Annotated in this window: 20 protein-coding genes; 12 read left to right on the top strand and 8 right to left on the bottom strand. The window is 58.9% G+C overall.

The features are described from left to right. Positions 1-36: 36 nt before the first annotated feature. On the bottom strand, positions 37-1,017 hold the full coding sequence (locus EL18_RS12135; RefSeq protein ID WP_036483388.1) for an ABC transporter substrate-binding protein: 981 nt from the start codon (positions 1,015-1,017) through the stop codon (positions 37-39). A 48-nt stretch (positions 1,018-1,065) separates the two neighbouring features. Continuing rightward, positions 1,066-2,532, bottom strand: coding sequence for an aldehyde dehydrogenase family protein (locus tag EL18_RS12140; protein WP_244444561.1), 1,467 nt, complete (start codon positions 2,530-2,532; stop codon positions 1,066-1,068). A 189-nt stretch (positions 2,533-2,721) separates the two neighbouring features. Between EL18_RS12140 and EL18_RS12145 the strand changes: the two genes are divergently transcribed. The 5 genes from EL18_RS12145 to EL18_RS18310 all read left to right on the top strand — a co-directional run bounded on the left by EL18_RS12145 (position 2,722) and on the right by EL18_RS18310 (position 5,667). Then, positions 2,722-3,447 (top strand): FCD domain-containing protein, encoded by a 726-nt coding sequence (locus EL18_RS12145; RefSeq protein WP_051914224.1) that lies wholly within the window; start codon positions 2,722-2,724, stop codon positions 3,445-3,447. 13 nt (positions 3,448-3,460) lie between these two features. Further along, positions 3,461-5,116 (top strand): GMC family oxidoreductase, encoded by a 1,656-nt coding sequence (locus EL18_RS12150; protein WP_036483391.1) that lies wholly within the window; start codon positions 3,461-3,463, stop codon positions 5,114-5,116. Positions 5,117-5,208: 92 nt separating this feature from the next. Next, on the top strand, positions 5,209-5,301 hold the full coding sequence (locus EL18_RS18300; RefSeq protein WP_280113660.1) for a chlorhexidine efflux transporter: 93 nt from the start codon (positions 5,209-5,211) through the stop codon (positions 5,299-5,301). 7 nt (positions 5,302-5,308) lie between these two features. Continuing rightward, positions 5,309-5,422, top strand: coding sequence for a chlorhexidine efflux transporter (locus tag EL18_RS18305; RefSeq protein ID WP_280113661.1), 114 nt, complete (start codon positions 5,309-5,311; stop codon positions 5,420-5,422). Between the two features lie 56 nt (positions 5,423-5,478). Next, the gene (locus EL18_RS18310; protein ID WP_280113667.1) at positions 5,479-5,667 is read left to right on the top strand and encodes a chlorhexidine efflux transporter; all 189 of its coding nucleotides are present in this window, start codon (positions 5,479-5,481) and stop codon (positions 5,665-5,667) included. Positions 5,668-5,690: 23 nt separating this feature from the next. Here the strand turns inward: EL18_RS18310 and EL18_RS12160 are convergent, their stop codons facing one another. Then, a complete protein-coding gene (locus tag EL18_RS12160; RefSeq protein ID WP_161781997.1) occupies positions 5,691-6,377 on the bottom strand; it encodes a GntR family transcriptional regulator in 687 nt (228 codons plus the stop codon). A gap of 125 nt (positions 6,378-6,502) precedes the next feature. Between EL18_RS12160 and EL18_RS12165 the strand changes: the two genes are divergently transcribed. From EL18_RS12165 to EL18_RS12190, 6 genes are all read left to right on the top strand, one after another. Next, entirely contained in the window at positions 6,503-7,723 is a 1,221-nt protein-coding gene (locus EL18_RS12165; protein WP_161781998.1) for an ABC transporter substrate-binding protein, read from the top strand. A 78-nt stretch (positions 7,724-7,801) separates the two neighbouring features. Further along, positions 7,802-8,671 (top strand): carbohydrate ABC transporter permease, encoded by an 870-nt coding sequence (locus tag EL18_RS12170; protein ID WP_036483398.1) that lies wholly within the window; start codon positions 7,802-7,804, stop codon positions 8,669-8,671. After that, positions 8,668-9,498: a carbohydrate ABC transporter permease gene (locus EL18_RS12175; protein WP_036483401.1), complete on the top strand. Its 831-nt coding sequence runs from the start codon at positions 8,668-8,670 to the stop codon at positions 9,496-9,498. The genes EL18_RS12170 and EL18_RS12175 overlap by 4 nt, the downstream gene beginning before the upstream one ends. Then, positions 9,495-10,244, top strand: coding sequence for an SDR family NAD(P)-dependent oxidoreductase (locus tag EL18_RS12180; protein WP_036483404.1), 750 nt, complete (start codon positions 9,495-9,497; stop codon positions 10,242-10,244). The genes EL18_RS12175 and EL18_RS12180 overlap by 4 nt, the downstream gene beginning before the upstream one ends. A gap of 35 nt (positions 10,245-10,279) precedes the next feature. Next, the gene (locus EL18_RS12185) at positions 10,280-11,341 is read left to right on the top strand and encodes an ABC transporter ATP-binding protein (RefSeq protein WP_036483408.1); all 1,062 of its coding nucleotides are present in this window, start codon (positions 10,280-10,282) and stop codon (positions 11,339-11,341) included. A gap of 8 nt (positions 11,342-11,349) precedes the next feature. Further along, positions 11,350-12,549 carry a mandelate racemase/muconate lactonizing enzyme family protein gene (locus EL18_RS12190; RefSeq protein ID WP_051914102.1) on the top strand — a complete coding sequence of 400 codons (1,200 nt, stop codon included), beginning with the start codon at positions 11,350-11,352 and terminating at the stop codon, positions 12,547-12,549. A 350-nt stretch (positions 12,550-12,899) separates the two neighbouring features. Here the strand turns inward: EL18_RS12190 and EL18_RS12195 are convergent, their stop codons facing one another. Genes EL18_RS12195 through EL18_RS12215 form a run of 5 tightly spaced genes read right to left on the bottom strand, consistent with a single transcriptional unit; the run spans position 12,900 to position 18,106 of the window. Beyond that, a complete protein-coding gene (locus tag EL18_RS12195) occupies positions 12,900-14,348 on the bottom strand; it encodes a sulfatase family protein (RefSeq protein WP_036483410.1) in 1,449 nt (482 codons plus the stop codon). A gap of 29 nt (positions 14,349-14,377) precedes the next feature. Further along, a complete protein-coding gene (locus tag EL18_RS12200) occupies positions 14,378-15,076 on the bottom strand; it encodes a FadR/GntR family transcriptional regulator (RefSeq protein WP_051914104.1) in 699 nt (232 codons plus the stop codon). Next, positions 15,069-16,559 carry a tripartite tricarboxylate transporter permease gene (locus EL18_RS12205; RefSeq protein WP_036484725.1) on the bottom strand — a complete coding sequence of 497 codons (1,491 nt, stop codon included), beginning with the start codon at positions 16,557-16,559 and terminating at the stop codon, positions 15,069-15,071. Before EL18_RS12205 ends, EL18_RS12200 begins: the two co-directional genes overlap by 8 nt. 1 nt (position 16,560) lies before the next feature. Beyond that, positions 16,561-17,055, bottom strand: coding sequence for a tripartite tricarboxylate transporter TctB family protein (locus EL18_RS12210; RefSeq protein WP_036483413.1), 495 nt, complete (start codon positions 17,053-17,055; stop codon positions 16,561-16,563). A 58-nt stretch (positions 17,056-17,113) separates the two neighbouring features. Beyond that, positions 17,114-18,106 carry a tripartite tricarboxylate transporter substrate binding protein gene (locus tag EL18_RS12215; protein WP_036483416.1) on the bottom strand — a complete coding sequence of 331 codons (993 nt, stop codon included), beginning with the start codon at positions 18,104-18,106 and terminating at the stop codon, positions 17,114-17,116. A 212-nt stretch (positions 18,107-18,318) separates the two neighbouring features. Between EL18_RS12215 and EL18_RS12220 the strand changes: the two genes are divergently transcribed. Continuing rightward, positions 18,319-19,203, top strand: a complete 885-nt coding sequence (locus EL18_RS12220; RefSeq protein ID WP_244444562.1) for a formylglycine-generating enzyme family protein — start codon at positions 18,319-18,321, stop codon at positions 19,201-19,203. Positions 19,204-19,455 lie beyond the last annotated feature (252 nt).

The following is a 19,455-nucleotide window of genomic DNA, read 5'->3' on the forward strand; positions in this document are numbered from 1 at the left end:
GGAAGCCGGGAGGGACTGTCCCGGGCCAGCGGAGGATCAGTACGCTTCGTCGATGTGATCGACGGCGTTGTCCTTGGTGAAGATGCGGTCTTCCACCTGCACCCAATGCTCGATCTCTTCACCCGCGGCGTAGCGCTTCATGACTTCGCAGGCGAGCGGGCCGAAGAAGGGCGAACTTTCGACCGTTACGCCCATCTTGCCGTCGATGATGGCCTGAAGGGCATCCCGCGTGCCGTCGATGGAAACAACCAGAACATCTTCGCCCGGCTTGCGGCCAGCAAGCTCCAGCGCCTGAATTGCGCCGATGGCCATCTCGTCATTGTGGGCATAGACAATGTTCACGTCCGGATGGGCCTGAAGCAGCGTTTCCATGACCTGTCGGCCCTGATCTCGCGCAAAGTCACCGGATTGCGATGCAACGATTTCAAAGCGCTCATCCTGCAGGATGCGGTCGTCGAAGCCCTTCTTGCGATCATTTGCAGGAGAAGAACCCGTGGTGCCTTCGAGTTCAACGATGACGCCCTTGTCGCCGTCGAAGTTCTCGATCACCCATTCGGCCACGCGTTTGCCCTGGTCGATGAAGTCGGAGCCAAGGAAGGCAACAAAATGATCGCCCGGTTTGGCAACGGCCGGATCGACCGAGCGGTCCACGAGAAAGGTGGGGATCCCGGCGGCCTTGGCCTTCATCACTGCCGGAATGAGCGGCTTTTCCTCGCGCGGCGGCAGGAAGAGAACGTCGATGCCCTGTGCGATCATGGAATCCACGTCAGCGACCTGCTTGGCGGCAGAGCCGGCAGCATCCGTGGCGACGAGGTCCCAGTTGCAGGATTCGGCCGTGTCGTGGAACGACTTGGTTTCGGCAATGCGCCAGGGATTGTTGCTCTCCATCTGCGCAAAGCCGACCTTGTAGCGCTCTTTCTGTTCAAGCGGCGGTGGCTCCGCACTTGCAGCGCCAAGGCCCAGGAATATCCCGGCAATGGCTGCCGAGCACATGAGAATCCGTCGGTTCATCGTCATTTCCTCCTCCACAAGATGCGGCTCCTCCGCCGCAATTGAGAACCGGGATCAGCCCCAGTTCAGATAGGTTGTCTGCTTGCGCAAATAGCCGTCGAAACCGTATTTCCCGTCCTCACCGCCCAGACCCGACTGGCCCCAGCCGGAATGGAAGGCCTGAACCTGCTCGCCATTTGAACGGTTGAGATAGAGCTCGCCGAATTTGAGCGCGTAGGGGCTCTTCATCAGGCGGCGATGGTCGCGGGTGAAGACGTAAGCCGACAGGCCATAAACCGTGTCATTGGCAAGTCGTGCCGCTTCCTCGAAGCTGTCGACGCGCAATGCAGGTGCGACCGGACCGAACACCTCTTCTTGGATTAGCGGAGACGTGTTTTCCGTTACCTCCAGAACCGTTGGCGAATACCAGTGTCCCTTGGCAAAATTGCCCTCGCGCAGCGGCCCGCCTTCCAGAAGAAGCTCAGCGCCCGCGCGACGTGCACGGGTGACCATTTCCTCGATCTTGGCAACTTCAACACCGCTGACCTTCGGCCCCATATCCGGATCGTCCATCGGATTGCCGATGGAGATCGCGCGGGACCGGGCGACGAATTTCTCCAGAAACTCGTCCGCAATGGCGCGATGCAGATACATGCGTTCGTTGCAGGTGCAGATCTGGCCGCAATTCGTGTAGCGCGCGGTGACTGCCGCATCGACCGCGCGGTCTATATCGGCATCAACCATGACGATGAAGGGGGCTTTGCCGCCAAGTTCCAGGCGGAGCACCTTCAACGTGTCGGCAGCGGCTGCATAGATCTGCTTGCCGGCGCGCGTGCTGCCGGTCATGGTCACGAGGCCGGTATCGCGGCTTTCCACCAGCGCCTGTCCGACCACCGGACCGCGCCCGGTGACTACATTGAAGACCCCGTCAGGCAGCCCCGCCTCTTTTGCCAGATGGGCAAGGAAAAGGCCGGAAACTGGCGTGATCTCGTGGGAGAGCAGAACGAATGTGTTGCCTGCCACCAAGGCAGGCGCCAGCTTTCGTGCGGCAAGGGCTGCGGGATAGTTCCATGCCGTCAGGCCAACCACCACGCCGTAGGGATGGCGGCGGATATGGATTTCCTCATCCACATTGTCCGACGAAATGATGTCGCCTTCGATGCGGCGCGCAGCACCTGCATGGTGGCGCAGGAACATCAGAACCGCGCCGACTTCGCCGCGCGCCTGGCTGATCGGCTTGCCCTGCTCCAGCGTTAGGATACGTGCAAGCGCCTCGGCGTGCTCCTCGACCTTGTCTGCAAGTGCCAGTACCGCCTCGCCGCGCTTGATCGCAGGCAATGCCGCCCAGGACGGCTGCGCCCGTTTTGCCGCAGCAAGTGCGGCATGTGCGTCCTCTGCGCCGCCCTCGGGAATGGTGGCAATCACCTCCTCGGTCGCGGGGTTCTCGACCGTAATCACAGCCTGTGCGGAACCGGAGGTCCACTGACCGCCGATGAACATGGCGCCACGGATCACACTGCCACTGTCCAGATCAAACCGCAAAGCCCGCTCCTTTTGTCGTACCAAACTTGAGCGCAAAATAGATTTGATGATTTTACAGAGTCAAGCGAAAATCGCTAAAAGTTGCGGGATCTGTCGTTTATTCATGTATTTGGGGCAAGAAACCGGTTGATTTCGCCCGTCAAAACATCGAATAATATGACAGATGGTTCGACCAAAAGGCTGTGTCTGATGGATCAAATTGAGGCGGCGCGCCCTGCTTCGGGCGGCAGAGCGGCAGACTGGGTGGTGTCGCAGATCGAGGATGACATCCTCTCCGGTGTGCTGGAAAACGGCACGCCCCTGCCGGCGGAACGCGAATTGATGGAGCGCTTCAAGACCTCCCGCACCGTCGTACGCGAGGCGATCACCACGCTTTCCAGTCGCGGGTTGATCGACGCAAAGCCCCGCTTTCGCCCCGTTGTGCGCAAGCCCGGCTTTGATACCGCGCTGTCGTCAGTGGGCAGCATCGTGAAGCTTCTGCTTGCAGAGACGCGTGGCGTGAAGACGCTCTACGAAAGCCGCGTTTTCGTGGAGCGCGCGCTGGTGCGTGATGCGGCCCGTGCCGCCACGCGTAAGGACATCGACGACCTGCGCGAAGCGCTCGCGGCGAACCAGAACAGCATCTCCGACTCCGAGGAATTCTATCGCACCGACACTGCCTTTCACGGCGTGCTCTACCGCGTGCCGCGCAATCCGATATTCCCGGCAGTCCATGAAGCCTACACCTCCTGGCTCGCGCCACATTGGGAGCGCATGCCGCGCTCGCCCGAGCGCAACCGCGTGAACTTCATGAGCCACAAGGCCATCTTCGACGCCATTGTTGAACGGGATGCAGATGCCGCAGAGGAGGCTCTCGAAACCCATCTCAAGGCGGCATGGGAATATGTCCGCGTCACCTTCGAGCTTGAGGAATAGGCGGCGGCAACGGATGAGCTACGATTTCATAGTTGTCGGAGGCGGTGCCTCCGGTTGCGTGGCGGCTGCGCGGCTGGCGCGAAGCGGTGCGCGCACCCTTCTTCTGGAGGCTGGGCCCTCCCATCGCCATCCGCTTCTCGACATGCCGCCGGGCATTTTCAAGATGATCAATGGCTGCAAGTTCATGCGCTACCACAAGACGGTGCCGCAGGAGCATCTTGGCGGACGCTCGCATGAGATCGCGCAAGGTCATGTGCTGGGCGGCGGTTCCTCCGTCAATGCGCAGGTCTATATGCGCGGCCGCCCGTCCGACTATGACGAGTGGCAGCAGCTTCTGGGCAGCAGCAATGACAATCCCGGCTGGGGCTGGAAGGATGTTCTGCCGCACTTCAGGGGCATGGAAGCCAACAACCGGCTGGCGAATGAACTTCACGGCACCGACGGCCCCCTGTTGGTGTCCGATCCCGGCCATATCGATCAGACCTCGCGCTGGTTCGTGCAGGCGGTCCAGAATGCGGGTGAACCCTTCAATCCGGATTTCAACGGCCCCGCCCAGCGCGGCGTCGGCTTCTACCAGTTCATGAACCGCAATGGCCGGCGCTCCTCGGCGGCCTATGCCTTCATCGAGCCGGAACGCAACAATCCTAATCTCGAGGTCCGGCTTGGCTGCGAAGCGCTTGAGGTGCTGTTCGATGGCGACCGCGCAGCCGGTATAGCCTATCGCGATGCGAAAGGGATGCGTCAGGAAGTGCGTTGCGGCAGTGAGGTGATCCTGGCCTCCGGCGCGCTTGTCACCCCAAAGCTGCTCATGCTTTCAGGAATTGGCCCAGAGGACCATCTGAAGGCGCACGGCATCACCGTTCGCAGTCCACTGCGCGGTGTCGGGCAGAATCTCATCGATCATCCGGAAGTGCCGGTCACCGCAAGGCTGAAAGGCGCTTACGGCTACTACCGCCAGGGCGAAGGCTGGCGGATGATCCGCAACGGGCTCCAGTTCAAGCTGTTCGGTTCGGGGCCGGTCACTTCGGCAGGCGTGGAGGCTGGCGCATTCGTCAATCCTGCCGATCCCGAAGGCGTCCCGACAGTTCAGGCGTTCTGCGTGCCAATCGTCTATGTCGACCGCGACAGGCGCGATCTGGTGGAAGACGGCCACGGGCTCACCGTGACCACGGTGGTGGTAAAGCCGCGGTCGCGCGGCGAGGTGCGGCTTGCATCCTCCAATCCGCTCGACATGCCCTCTGTCTCTCCCAATCTCCTGAAGGAGGAGGCTGACATGCGGGAGATGATCGATGGCGTGCGCTTCTTCATTGAAGCCATGCAGAGGAGCCCGCTTGGAAACAAGATCCAGAAATTTGCCCTGCCCGCCTCGACCGACCTTTCCGATGAAGCGCTGCGCGAGCATTGCAAGGCCTTCGTAAAGACGAACTACCACCCGGCAGGCACCGCCCGGATGGGTGCGGAAGGCGACGAAGACGCGGTTCTTGATGCGCGCATGCGCGTGCGCGGCATTCGCTCCTTGCGCGTCTGCGACATGTCGACCGTTCCAAACATCAATGCAGGAAACACCAACGCGCCAGCCATGATGCTCGGTGACCGCTGTGCCTCATTCATACTTGAAGAGCATGGACTGGCGGCAGCGCCGGCGGGTGAATTGCAGGCGGTACGTTAAATGGTCCGGCAGCCTTCGCAGCGGCATATCCAGACGCTACACTAAAAGGGACCAGTAGTCGGGACGGCCCGGATCAGCAGCAGGAGATCATCATGCGCCGTCCGGCAGACCGTATTCGCCACGCAATAAGTTTCGAGGTCATCGGCCTTTCCATCACAAAGCCGCTTGCCGCCTGGGCTTTTTGAAAAGCCGATGGGCGACATTGGTGTCATAACCATTGTCGGCGCCACCATCACGACGATTTGGAACTACCTCTACAATCTCGGCTTCGATCACCTGATTCTGGCTGCGCGGGTCGGTGCGTAAAACCGTACTCATCCGCGTTGCACATGCGGTGATTTCGAGTCAGGGTTTCTCTTGTTATTGCTGCCCCTTATTGCGTGGAAGCTGGGGTTGGGCTGTGGGAAGCGCTGGTGATGAACATAGCCTTCGCGCTTTTCTATCTCGTCTACACCTTCGTCTTAAATTGGCTCTACGACGTCATCTTCCCCATTGAAGAGAAGGCGACGGGAGACGTCTCCGAGGCCGGCGAGCGAGAGGCCGCGCGGTAACGGTATCCCTCAGCAAACCGGAACTAGTAGCCGCCTTCCAGCACCTTTAGCTGCGCGTAAAGCTGTTCGCCCGCCCCGCTCACATGTTTCTTGATCGTGGCGACGGCGCGTTGCGTGTCGTTATCGCGGAAGGCGGCGATCAGTTCTCGATGCTCAGCGATGATGACCCTGTGGCGTGATTGCGAGATGGGCACATTCAGCGCAAGCGCATTCAGGATGCGCCGCTGAAGCTCCCAGATGGCAAAGGCCCGCCTGTTGTAATGCTTGCGCGCAATATATTCGTGAAAACGCTTGTCGCATTCGCCGAACGGTCCCTTGTCTTCAACGGGAAGGCGTTCAAGCTCCTCCTGGAGAGCCTCCAATTCGGCTATGTCCTTGGCGGTGCAGGTCTTGGCGAATGTCTCGACGAAATACGGCTCCATCAACTGCAAAAGCTCGAAGATTTCCAGCAGCACGCTGGAATTCAGCTCGGCAACGGCAGCACCCTTGTTCGGCGTTATGGTGACAATTCCCTCGCCCTGCAGCATGCGCAGCGCCTCCCGCACCGGAATTATTGAGGTGCCGTAGCGATTTGCCAGATCCTGCACCTTCAGCCGAGTGCCACTCGGGAACACGCCTCGGCCAATATCGGCCAAAATGCGGGAATAGCAGGATTTTTCGTCTATCTGTTTGCCTTCCACCATCACCACCCGAAGCAAAATCGGCGGCATTTGCCGCACACCACACCCACAAAACATATATTAAGCAGTCAATTATCGTTTGACAAATGATGATATAATATATTTTCTTTGCTCAGTTCTATATAAGATGCTGATCGATGGAGGAGTGGATGAGCATGCGCAAGACGATTTTGGGTGCAACCGCATTGGCCCTTACCCTGCCCGTGGTAGCAATGGCGGAGCCGGTGGTTCTGGACGTGACCGCCTGGAAGGGAAATGAGACCGAACCCGCGGGACTTCCGGAACTGATCGAGAAATTCGAGGCCGAAAATCCCGCTATCGATGTCGAACTCTCCTATATCAGCCGTCTCGATACCGATGTCGTCCTTCCTCCGCGTTTGCAGGGCAACAACGCGCCAGACGTGATGATGACGGACATGCCGCTCGTGGCCGTCTGGGGTCGCGCAGGGCTTCTTCACGACTATGGAACGGACGCCAAATGGTATGGTCGCGTTGATCCGATCGTGCAGAAGGCCATCACCACCGGCGACGCGGTCAATATCATGCCGCTCGAGATCATTGGCATGGGCAATTTCGTCAATATGGGCCTCTTGAAAAAGGTTGGTATCGACAAGGCTCCGACCACAATCGAGGAGCTGAAAGCCGCTTGTACCGCGCTTGATGCTGAAGGCATCAAGCCGATGGTCTTCACCGGTGGCTTCTCTGCGCCACTTTTCGTGGTGGCTAACGGCCTGCAGCGGGCTGACGCTGCGGCGGCCGCGTTTGGCTCTGGCGATGTCACTTTTGAAGGCAATGAGGCCTTCGGCTCAACGCTCGACACTGTTCGCGAACTTGTGGAAGCCAAGTGCTTCGACCCGAAGGCTCAGGCCGGTCTTGATCCGTGGTCGACGGCTCTGACCGAGTTCAAGGCCGGCAATTTCGCGATGATGCCGCAAGGTGCGTGGAACATAGCAGATTTTGCCAAGGTCGAGGGTCTGGACTTCGTCTTCGCTCCAATACCCTCCCAAGACGAGGGCGGTGTGGCACTTGATCTGTTCGGCATCGGCTGGTCGATCAGCGCCAACAGCGAGCAAAAGGAAGCGGCACAGAAATTTGTCGACTTCTTCACCAGGGACGAAAACCTCAAAGTGATGCTGACCGCCGAAGCTGCCTATAGCCCGTTTGCAGGCGGTACGGCCGGCACGCCGGAACGGGCAGCACCTTATGATGCGGCGCGTCCCGAGAATGTCATCATGTTCCCCTTCGCCACATTGGCTTGGCCCAAGCCACTCGAGATGGAGCTGTGGGACAGCCTGACCTCCTTCCTGCTCAACATCGAGCAGGACAGCGATGACGTTCTGTCGCGCTGGGACGAGACGGTGGAAGACAGCCTCTAGTCGCTCCCGAGACTAGACCCTGGCGCCGGCCTGCCTACCCTCCGCGCGGGCCGGCGCGAACAATCCAGCGAGAGTACTATGGGCAGCTCGAAGCGCATCTATCTGTTCACCCTGCCGGCGATATTCGTGATCGGCTGCTTCTTCGTCTATCCGATCCTGCTTTCCGCGCGCCTGAGCTTCACCGATTTCTCCGGCGTGGGCCTGGCCGAATGGGTGGGCTGGAAGAACTACGACCGCTTCTTCTCACGCACACGCTATCTCTACAGCGTCTGGATCACGATCAAGTTCACGCTGGTCGTGGTGATCGCCCAGACCATGATCGGCCTTGTCTTCGCAACCCTCCTGCACCGCATGCCTGCGGTTAGAAATCTGTGTCGCGCAGTGCTCTTCACGCCCGCGATGATGTCCTGCGTCATCGTCGGCTATGTCTGGCAGTTTATCTATTCGCCTTATTCGGGTGGGCTCAATGCGCTGCTTGGCATGATCGGGTTGGAAGAGTGGCAGCGTGGCTGGATCGGAGACCCCTCCACCGCTCTTTATGCGCTGGCGGTGGCCCATGTCTGGATGTTCGCCGGCTATACGACGGCAATCTTCCTGGTGGGCTACGCGAACATTCCGCGCGACATCGAGGAGGCGGGCCGGCTGGATGGCGCAAGCTCCTGGCAGCGTTTTCGCCATCTGGAACTCCCTCTGCTCGCCCCCAGCTTCACCGTCAACATAATCCTGTCCACGATCGGCACGCTGAAGACCTTCGAGCTGCCTTTCATCATGACCCGCGGCGGACCCGACCGGGCTACGCAGACGCTCAGCCTTGAAATCATCAACCAGCTTTTCGGCAACTACAAGTTCGGCTTTGCCAGCGCCCTGTCGATCATCATGCTGATCATCGTCATCGCAGTGGCGGTCCTTCAGAATACTTGGTTGCGTGGCAGGGAGGACAATCAATGACACAGATGCCGCGCAAGGCCCTGCGCTTCCTCGCTCAAGGCGTCGTAGTCGCTGCGACCTTCGCCATGCTGGCGCCGGTTGTCTACATGGTCGCCATGTCATTCCGCACCAGCGAGGAGATTACCCAGGCACCGCTTGCGCTGCCGGAAACATTGTATCTCGGCAACTACGCCAATGCGCTTTCGCAGATGAACTATCTGCAAAGCGTGTTGAACTCACTCGGTATCACCCTGTCGGTCACAGTGATTGTTTCCCTTGTCGGCTCAATGGCAGCCTATCCGCTGGCGCGCCGCACGAACACGTTCACCCGCATCATCATCCTGCTCGCAGCACTTGGCCTTGCGACACCCAATTTCGTAACCATCACGCCGATCTATGTGATCTTCCGCAATCTGGGTCTGCTTGACACTTATGTCGGCATCATCATCGCCTTTTCCGCGCTCAACCTGCCGCTGGCCGTGTTTTTCTACACGAGCTTCATCAGCGCGATCCCCAAGGAGCTTGAAGAGGCGGCACGGCTCGACAATTGCGGAGACTGGGCGGTGTTCTGGCACGTCATCCGCCCGCTGCTCGGACCGGCCACCGCGACGCTCTCGCTCTTTGTCATGCTGATGGTGTGGAACGACTTCACCTATCCGCTTCTGCTTCTGACCGATCCGGAAAAATTCACCGTCATGATCAGCGTCTACCGCTTTGTGGGCAATCTGAACGTGAAGCCGGAGATGCTCTTCCCGGCCGCGGTTCTTGGATCGCTGCCGCTTCTCGTCCTCTTCATCATTTTCCAGCGCCGCATCGTGGCCGGAGTGACAGCCGGAGCCGTCAAATGAATGTACTTCTGAAAGACAAGACGGTGGTTGTAACCGGCGCAGGCGCTGGCATCGGGCTTGGCATTGTACGCCAGTGCATCATGGCAGGTGCGAATGTCATTGGCATCGAGCGAGATGAAAATCGCCTCGTCCGCATCGAGGCTGAAGGTGCGAGGGGGGTTCATGGCGATGTCGGGGATGCCGAGGCATTCCCCTCGCTTCTGCAAAGGCTTTGGGAGAACCGTGGACCCATCCACGGCCTCGTGAACAATGCCGGCATCACCATCGAAAAACCGTTGGAAGAGATGTCCCTGGAGGAAATGGAACTGCTGTGGCGTGTGAACCAGCGCTCCGTTCTCCTGAGTGTTCAGGCGCTCGCCCCGCTGATGAGCGGCAATGGCGGCGGCTCGGTGGTGAATATTGCCTCCAACCACGCCCGCGCTTCGGGCACGGGATATGAGGCCTATGCCGGCACAAAGGGGGCCATCGTCGCGATGAGCCGCGCCATGGCCTGGAGCTATGGCAGACAAGGTATCCGCGTGAATGCGCTATGCCCTGGCCTGACCATGACGGAGGCGGTTGCCGATGCGGCACGTGACCCCGCCCTGGCAGCCCGGTTCAGGGCGTGGCACGCCAATCAACGGGTCAACACCGTGGATGAGATAGGTCAAGCCGCGGCATTCCTGCTCAGCGATGCCGCGAGCGCCTTTACCGGTGCCGATCTCATTGCCGACCAGGGCATGTCATCGCGGCTGGGAGACATCTGAAACATGAACACGAACTGCGAATATCAGGTGGCAGCATGGCTGACGTAAAGCTTCAGGACGTACGCAAGAATTTCAGCGGGCTTGAGGTCATCCACGGCGTTGATCTGCAGGTTGAAAGCGGAGAATTCTGCGTCTTTGTAGGGCCGTCGGGCTGCGGCAAGTCCACGCTTCTGCGCATGATCGCGGGGCTTGAGGAGACCAGCTCCGGACGCATCAGTATTGGCCCGCGCGACGTCACCCATGTCGACCCCGCCAAGCGTGGCGTAGCCATGGTTTTCCAGTCCTACGCGCTCTACCCGCATATGACCGTGCGCGACAATATGGGCTTCGGCCTGAAGATGGGCGGTGCGCCCAAAGATGAGGTGAAGCGCAAGGTTGACGAGGCTGCCCGCGTCCTCAAGCTTGATGCTTTCATGGACCGCAAACCGAAAGCGCTGTCTGGCGGCCAGCGTCAGCGCGTGGCTATCGGCCGGGCCATCGTACGCGGGCCGGATGTATTTCTTTTCGATGAGCCGCTTTCCAATCTGGACGCAGAGCTGCGCGTGGAAATGCGCATCGAGCTTGCACGCCTGCACCGCGATATCGGCGCGACCATGATCTATGTCACCCATGATCAGGTGGAAGCCATGACGCTTGCCGACAAGATCGTCGTGCTGCGTTCCGGCCGTGTCGAGCAGGTCGGCGGGCCAATGGAGCTTTACCAAGACCCGGCAAATCGCTTTGTAGCCGGATTCATCGGCAGTCCGGCCATGAATTTCATGAAGGCGGATGGCATTGGCGGTGCGCGTGTTCGCCTGCCCGCGCTTGGCCAGGAGGTGGCACTGCCCGTGAGCGCTGCGCTGACAGGGCGCGCTGTTACTCTCGGTTTCAGGCCGGAGCATCTCCAGTTGAAGCCGGAGCAGGATGGCTACCCTATCGACATGGTCGAGGCCCTTGGCGGTGTTTCCTACGCCTATATCCGTGGTGCCGACGGTACGCAGATCGTTGCGGAAATGCGCGGAGCCGAGCGACTGAAAAGCGGTGATCGGGTGAAGATCGTGCTCGATCCAAAAAGGCTCTACGCCTTCGACCAGAAAACCGAAGAACGCATTCGTTGAGAAATTTCATGAACAAGCAGAATTTGCTGGAAGCAGGTGTCACCGTAGGGGACATTCACCCGATCAAGTCGATCCGCCCCTTCATCGTTTGGAGCGGCGGTCGCAACCAGCTCATCGTCAAGGTTGAGTGTGAGACCGGCCTTCATGGCTGGGGCGAAAGCGGTCTTTCTGGCCGTGAGAAGGCTGTGGCGGGTGCTTTAGAGCATTTCGAGCACACGATCCGCGGGCAGGATGCCATGCAAATCTCCGCGATTTGGCAGCACATCTATCGCAGCCAGTATTTCGAGGGCGGTCGTGTGTTGCAGGCAGCCCTTTCTGCGCTGGACCTTGCACTGCACGACATTAAGGGCAAGGCGCTTGGCGTTCCGGTTCATTCGCTGCTGGGCGGTCGCCATCGCGAGCGGGTGCCAACCTTTGCCAGCACCGGTTCGGCGGGTTTTCATGACGCAGCCGAGCGCGCAGAGGCTTTAAAGGCCGCCGGCTGGAACTGTATCCGCCTCTTCCCCGACTATTCCAGCCAGACCGTCTTCGAACCCCGCGAGCATATCGCGCCGACCGCACGGCTTTGTCGTGAGGTACGGGAGGCTCTTGGCGATGACATCGTCCTGGGGATCGACTGGCACCACCGCCTCAGCGTGGCGGAAGCGGCTTCCTTCTGCCAGAAGATGCCAAGCGGTACGCTCGATTTTCTTGAAGAACCGATCCGCGACGAAACACCGGAAGCCTATGAAGCACTGCGCCGCCTGACCGATATGCCCTTCGCGATTGGTGAGGAGTTTACCAGCAAATGGCAGTTCCTCCCCTATATCGAGCGCGACATTACACAGTTCGCGCGCATCGATATCTGCAATGTCGGCGGGCTGACGGAAGCGATGAAGGTCGCGGGGCATTGTGAGGCCCACTATATCGACATGATGCCGCACAACCCGCTCGGCCCCATCTGTACCGCTGCCAGCATTCACTTCGCAGCTGCGGTGCCCAACTTCTCCTGGCTGGAAGTTCAGACCGCAAAGGATGGGCCCTACGGAACGGACCCAGACGACAAGCTGTTCCTGCGCCAGCCGCAGCTCAACGGCGTTGTCTACGACGTAGACGCGGCTCCTGGGCTTGGGATCGAGGTCAACGAAGAAGAAGCAGCGTCGCGCAACTTCCAGTTCTGGCACCCCCCGACACTGCGTCGTCGTGACGGCTCAATCACCAATTGGTGACAACTTGTGCTCAAAAACTGCGTTCGAATGTTTTTTCCATGCGACCCATAGGAACCTCACGGTACTGCACGGCGCGATGCGGGCTAGCACTCCGGGTGAAGCGCATGCGCCGACTTGAAGGCGAGATCAACCGGCTAAAGAAGTTCTCGATCCTCAAGTAGAGCGCTGCGTTCCAACGTCGTCATCTGCCGCGCCAGCGCGCATCCTGCGGCAAGCTGGACCTGCGCCACGCATATAGTATCGCTCCGGGTGGTAGCGGCCCTGCCGTTGGCAGAGGCGCTTCCATAGATTAGCGAGCGTCTTCCGGAAATGTTGGATCATGGACTAGATCTCTCACTAGCCGTTCTTGATCATGCTGGCTCTGCCAGGGGTACCACAGTCCGCTTGCGAACATTCTTGGTACGCAGCGTGCTCTGGACATACCATTCGAGCATCTGCTCTTTCAGCTCCTGCTTGACCGCCGCATATGCCGGATCGTCCCAGAGGTTCCTTTTCTCCTTCGGATCAGCATCGAGGTCGAAAAGCTGACCGAACTCCTTGCCTGCAAAATGCACAAGTTTGTGTGACCTGGAGCGGACCATTGTCAGATACTCGGCGCCTGTGAGATTCACATCCTTGCCCTGCTCGCAATAGACATGGGTACGCCCCTCAAACGGCTTGCCTTCAAGAGCCGGATTAAGCGATTCAGCCTCAAAAGACTCGTCTGGCTCGATGCCTGCCCATTCCAGGATGGTAGGCCCGAGGTCAAACAGCTGCACAAGCTCATCCACATCGCGCCCACCCTCGAAGCGCTGCGGGGCACTGATGATGAGCGGCACGCGTGTCACCTCCTCATAGGGTGCCCATTTCTGGCTCAGACCATGATCGCCAAGGCAATCCCCGTGGTCGGAAGTAAAGATGATGATCGCGTTACCCAGACGACCCGCCGCCTCCAATGCGTTAAGAATCTCGCCGACTTCCCGATCAATCATTTCTACATTGGCGTAGTAATAGGCGCGCATGCGGTGCAGCTGATCGCGTGTCGGCTGCAAATCCCAGGCGACCGAGTCATGATCGACTTCGACATCGTGATGGCGCTTTTCCACGAATGGCGGCGGTAGCTGCTCAAGCTCCGCATCGCTTACCTCCGGAAGCGGCACGTCACGCTTCATGTATTTTTCCGCATAGTCGGGCGTGGGATCATAGGGCGGATGCGGCCCGGGGAAACCAACAACGAGAAACAGCGGCTTGTCGAGCGGTTTCGTCTCCAACCACCATCTGGTCATGCCGCCCACAAAGTTATCCGATTGCAGATGGGCCGGAAGATCCCATGTGAAGGCACCGAGACTGGTGCGGTAGTCATCGCGTTTGCGATATTCCTCGCGCTGTTGCTTCTTGAGCCCTTGCGCAGCCAGCGCCTTGTCCCATTCATCGAAGAACCAGCGCCCTTCGTAGTAGCGGTCCTTGTTTTCCACCACATAGCGCTCATCAAACCCCGCCGGCGCATCATAGGGAATGGTGTGCATCTTGCCGATATTGACCGTGTGATAGCCCGCATCACGAAGTTTCGAAACCCAGGTCTTGCTCCATTCCTGGCCATTGGCGAGCACACCATTGGTATGCGGATAATAGCCGGTGAAGAGACTTGCCCTGCACGGCACGCAACTGGGCGCAGTGACGTGGCAATTGGAAAAGGTAACCCCGCGTTCTGCCAAGCGATCGAGATTGGGCGTATCCATGTGGCTAGCACCCAGGCTTCTGATCGTGTCGTAGCGCTGCTGATCTGTGACAATCATCACGATGTCGGGCTTGGCGGACATTTTGTTATTCTCCAGTTCGAAATAAGGACTCAAAGACTGAGATCGAAAAAGCGCTCGGCAAGCACGTCGATATGCGCACACATGGCTGTCTTTGCGACTTCCGGTAGACCGCGTTTGATCGCCTTGAAGATCGCTTTGTGATCTTCAACGGATTGTCGGCGATTGGCGGGATGGCGGGTAGCGTCATACCAGCGGTTCCAAAGCGAGCTGCCGCGTAGCTGCCAAAGATGCGCGACATAGTTTTCCACGACACTGTTGCCCGCCGCGGCTGCGATCAGCATATGAAACTCTGCATCGGCCTGATCGAAACGCGGGATGTCATCGATGCGCGCCTCCATCCGCCGAAGGCAGTCCTCCATGGCAGCTATCTGCTTCTCGGTGGCGCGTTGGGCAGCACGGAAAGCGGATTCACCCTCAACCATCCGACGCGCCTCAAGCACTTCCCATGGGCCTACCTCTTCGACCGGGAGCAGGTCGCCACGCGACTTCTCACGAAGGTTTTCCGGAAGCACGAACACGCCTGAACCGATGCGAATTTCCACAAAACGCATGATTTCCAGCGCCAACAAGGCTTCGCGCACCGTCGTGCGACTAACGCCTAGGGTGGCAGCCAATTCGCGTTCGGGCGGCAGACGGTCGCCTGTCTTATAGGTTCCTGCACTAATGCTTTCGGCAATGTTCTGCGCGATTTCGAGATAGCGGCGGCCACCGCCGGGCAGTTCAAGCATGATCACTCTCCAGTCGGGTGCGGCCTGATCGGATGCGTTCAAGGATGACAGGCCACATCAGGGTAAGCGCAGCCAAGGCAAGGAACAGCAGCGCATAGGGGCGCGTCAGGATCTCCGTTACATCGCCGTCGGACATCATGAGGGAGGCGCGAAGTTGCTCTTCGGCGATCGGGCTCAGAACGAAGCCGATCACGAATGGGCCGAGGGGAACCCGTGCTGCCTCAAGCCCGAGGCCAATCACGCCAAAGCCGATCATCACCCATACATCGATGAAGCTGTTGTTTACTGCATAGGAGCCGACAACACAGAAAATGAGTATGCAACCGAGGAGGCCTGCGCGGGGGATTTGCGCCAGGCGTGCGATATATTTCACGGCGCTCCACATAAGCACCAGCATGATGATATTGGCGACCAGGTACGCGGCAATGATGCCGTAGGCAATTTCGGGTGCGTTTTGGAACAGAAGCGGACCAGGCTGCAGATTATGGATCGTGAGCGCGCCTATGAGTATGGCCTCGGTTACGCTGCCGGGAATGCCCATCGTAATGAGTGGTATGAGCGCGCCGCCGATCGAAGCGTTATTGGCGCTCTCGCCCGCAACAACGCCCGGCTCATGGCCTTTGCCAAAGCTGTCCGGCTCTTTGGAGAGTTGTTTGGCCGTGGAATAGGCGACCAGTGCTGCGATATTAGCCCCGATACCGGGCAGTAGCCCGATCCAAGTACCAATCACGGATGACCGCACCATATTCGCACCGTGCTGGCGAGCATCCGACCATGCGACGGGCAATCGTGACTTTGGCAGTGCTGTCGCAGTCCCGCTGTCGACAGAACAGGAATCGCGCAGAATCTGGCTGATGGCAAATGCCCCGATCAGGACTGGAAGCAGGCCGAAGCCAGAAAGCAATGCATCTGATCCGAAAGTGAGCCGGGCCTGTCCAACCGAGCTATCGATGCCTGGCAGGGCGAAGGCCATGCCAAGTGCCGCAGCAAGCAATCCCTTGACCATTGAACTGTGTGCAAGAGCTGCGAGCATGACCAGCGCCATCAACACCAGTGTGAAATATTCCCAAGGGCCAAATTGCAGGGCAAAGCGCGCCAGTGAAGGTGACATGCCGGCCAGGAACACCCAGGAGATGATCCCGCCGACGACGGAAGCCAAAATGCCCAGTGCAAGTGCCCGCTCCGCACGGTTGTCCTGGGCCATCGGGTAGCCGTCGAACGTCGTGACAATGGAAGCCGGAGTGCCAGGCATCCGAAGCAAGATCGCCGTTATCAGACCGCCTGAGATGCCGCCGACATATTCACCGATCAGCAGCGTAACCGCGCTTACCGGGTCCATATGGAACGTCAGTGGAAGCGTCAGCGCGATCAGCATTGACGCAGTCAAGCCGGGAATCGCGCCAACGACGATGCCGAGCCCGGTTCCTGCGAGCAAAAGCAGCAGGTTTTGCCAAGTGAGCAGAAGGGAAAATGCGTCAGCCATGTCAGCCGAGATCCACATAGAGGAAGTTCGTGAACACGAAACTCAGCGATAGCGCCAGGAGCACGCCAACCAGCCCGAAGACAAAAGCCGATCGGAGGCTGAACCCATTTAGTATCAGCCCGCTGGCGAGCAACATAAGGGCAGTTGCTATAACGAAGGGCACGGCAAAGAAGTCGAGAGCGGCCACATAAAGCACAAGAGCGGCGAACATCGCCCAGCCCCGCCAAAATGCTTTTTCTGGAACAGCTTCATTGCCGGCACTTTGGTTACCTTCGTCATCCGCGGTTTTGCCGAAAGCACGCACCGCGATGATCGAGGCAAAGAACAACAGCAGGATCGCAAGGCCGCGCGGAAGTGCGGCCGAGCCTAACGGTTCAAAGCGAGGCTCTGGCAAGAAGGATGCCCCATAGAGAAGCAGACTTGCTCCCAGCACTATGAACAAAACCAGCGCCAGATCTGCGTAGGCCTCAAAGCCAAGTCGCTTCGGAGACTTCATGTTTTACCCTGCCAAGCTTGGAGAGACTGGAGCTCGCAGCTCCAGTCCGCCGTTGTCGTTACTGGATGGTGGCGGCTACAGCGTTCAGCTGCTCAAGCGTCTTTTCGGCATCCGCCATGGCTTCAGCCCCGCTCGTCCAGTACGGTTCGAGTGTATTCTCATTGAAATATTTCACGATCTCGGGATCGTTGATCGCCTTCTCCAGCGCTGCCGCCAACGCTGTGACCGCTTCGTCCGGCGCGTCAGATGGCGCGAGCCACCAGTTCGGGTTGGCCCAAGTCACGTCATAGCCAAGCTCTGTTGCCGTTGGCACATCCGGCATGTCCGGCAGGCGCTCGCGACCAAAATAGACAAGAGCCTTCAGCCCGTCGCCCTGAGCAAGGAATTCCGAAGCCGCGAAAAGGGCGATGTCGGCATTGCCGCCAAGAACGAGCCGCAATCGATCGGCAGCGCTGTTGGCTGTCACGTAACGCGTTTCGAAGCCTGCTTCATTGGCGAGCATGGCGCCGACGAAATGCGGGATCGTACCGATACCAACTGCCTCGACCAGGCTGCGCGGCTCTGCCTTTAGATGCGCGACAAGATCATCCAGAGTTTCGAAGGGAGCATCTTCTCGCACCACCCAGACAGGACTGCCGCCACCCGTATAACCAATGGACTTGAAGTCATCCAAGCCGAAGTCGCCGAGTTTCATTGCGGAAGCAATCAGCAACTGATGATGCCAATGAACTATCGTATGCCCATCCGCTTCTTCCCGCTTCATTTGATTGACCGCATTGGCACCGGCCCCGCCATCAGCATTGACCACTGCCATGGGCTGACTGAGCCAACCGTTCTCCTTGATCTTCTCGCCCATCATGCGCGCCACGACATCGGTACGGCCGCCCGGCTTGAACGGAACGATCACTTTCAGGGGCTTGCTTGGAAATTCCTGTGCGACAGCCGCACTGCCCATAATTGGCCCAACCGGTGCCGTGGTTAGCACCGCCAAGCCAGCAACAAGACCGGCACCGACAAGCTGTCTTACAGACCTTTTTACGTTGAATGACATAGATATCCTCCCATTCTGTCGCGTCAGACGGCACACCCTCCAACGGCCCAACCAATTTAGACAGAAGGCGGGTTGACTGTCTAGACCAATTATTATTTTCTGACGTAAAGGCCCGACCAGTTATCGTTCCGGCCGGTGCCAGCATGAGGGAGGAGCCTTATTGAATGACATGCTGCCCAGATGTTTCACCAGAGTGTTCAAACCGTCGCACCGTGTTTGCTGAACAATGCTTGAAGAGGTCTTCAGACACTACGCCTAGGCGCTTCGTCACTTTGGAAGGTGGGCAGTCGTGGGTCGGTACTCACCGTCAGCTATTCCGCGAGGACGGGGAAGGTCCTCCCCGGAAGGTGCGCATAAAGCCGTTCCGGATAGATCCACATACCGTGACCGTTCGGTGGTTTACGGAGTTCGTAGAGCAGACAGGTTATCTGACGGATGCTGAGCACTATGGGTGGTCTCTTGTCTTTCACAGCTTCGTAGCGGACGCACAAAACTACCGCCGCGTCATCGAAACACCTTGGTGGCTCCAGGTCGAGAGCGCTGATTGGAAGCATCCATTTGGTCCAGCGTCCGCGATAGAAGGCCTGGAAGATCACCCGGTCACCCATGTCTCATGGAACGACGCACGGGCCTTCGCCGCCTGGGCGGGCGGTCGACTGCCATCGGAAGCAGAGTGGGAATATGCAGCGCGCGGCGGAAGCCCAGGCGCGACATATCCCTGGGGCGAGGCAGAGCCGGACGACGAGCTTGTGCTCTGCAACATTTGGCAAGGTGACTTTCCCCGCCACAATACGGCGAAGGACGGCTTTGCAGGAACTGCTCCGGTCAGAAGTTTCTCACCGAATGGATATGGCCTCTACAACATGTCCGGCAATGTCTGGGAATGGTGCGCGGACCTCTTCCGCGTCCGCTCACTCACCAGTAGCGCCAAACGGCGCAATGCCGCAGCCGTAACAGCAAACCAGCGCGTCATGAAAGGAGGCTCCTTCCTCTGCCACCGATCCTATTGCCATCGCTATCGCATATCCGCGAGGACCGCTGCCAGTGCAGATAGCTCGACCAGCCATGTCGGCTTTCGTATCGTCGTGGATCACTAGCGTCAGCGGGCTCCGGTGCAATGTTGCGAAGAACGTATGCAGCCGCACTTTGGGTCAATTGTGAGGCACTTCAAGAAGCCACCTCCACCCGCAATAAGGACGGGTAACCGTCGTTGCTAAAACCAACCCTTGTTGCTGGAGGACTTGAGCTGGCGCTTTCGCTTATGGTCGCGGCGGCCTGCAGCCTTTCCCGCCTCAGGCTTGATCACCCGGCGGAACTCATCAGCTGTCGCAAGAAGGCAGGCTTGGGTG

It is taken from the genome of Nitratireductor basaltis (assembly GCF_000733725.1).
In the GTDB taxonomy this organism is placed as follows: Bacteria; Pseudomonadota; Alphaproteobacteria; order Rhizobiales; family Rhizobiaceae; genus Chelativorans; species Chelativorans basaltis.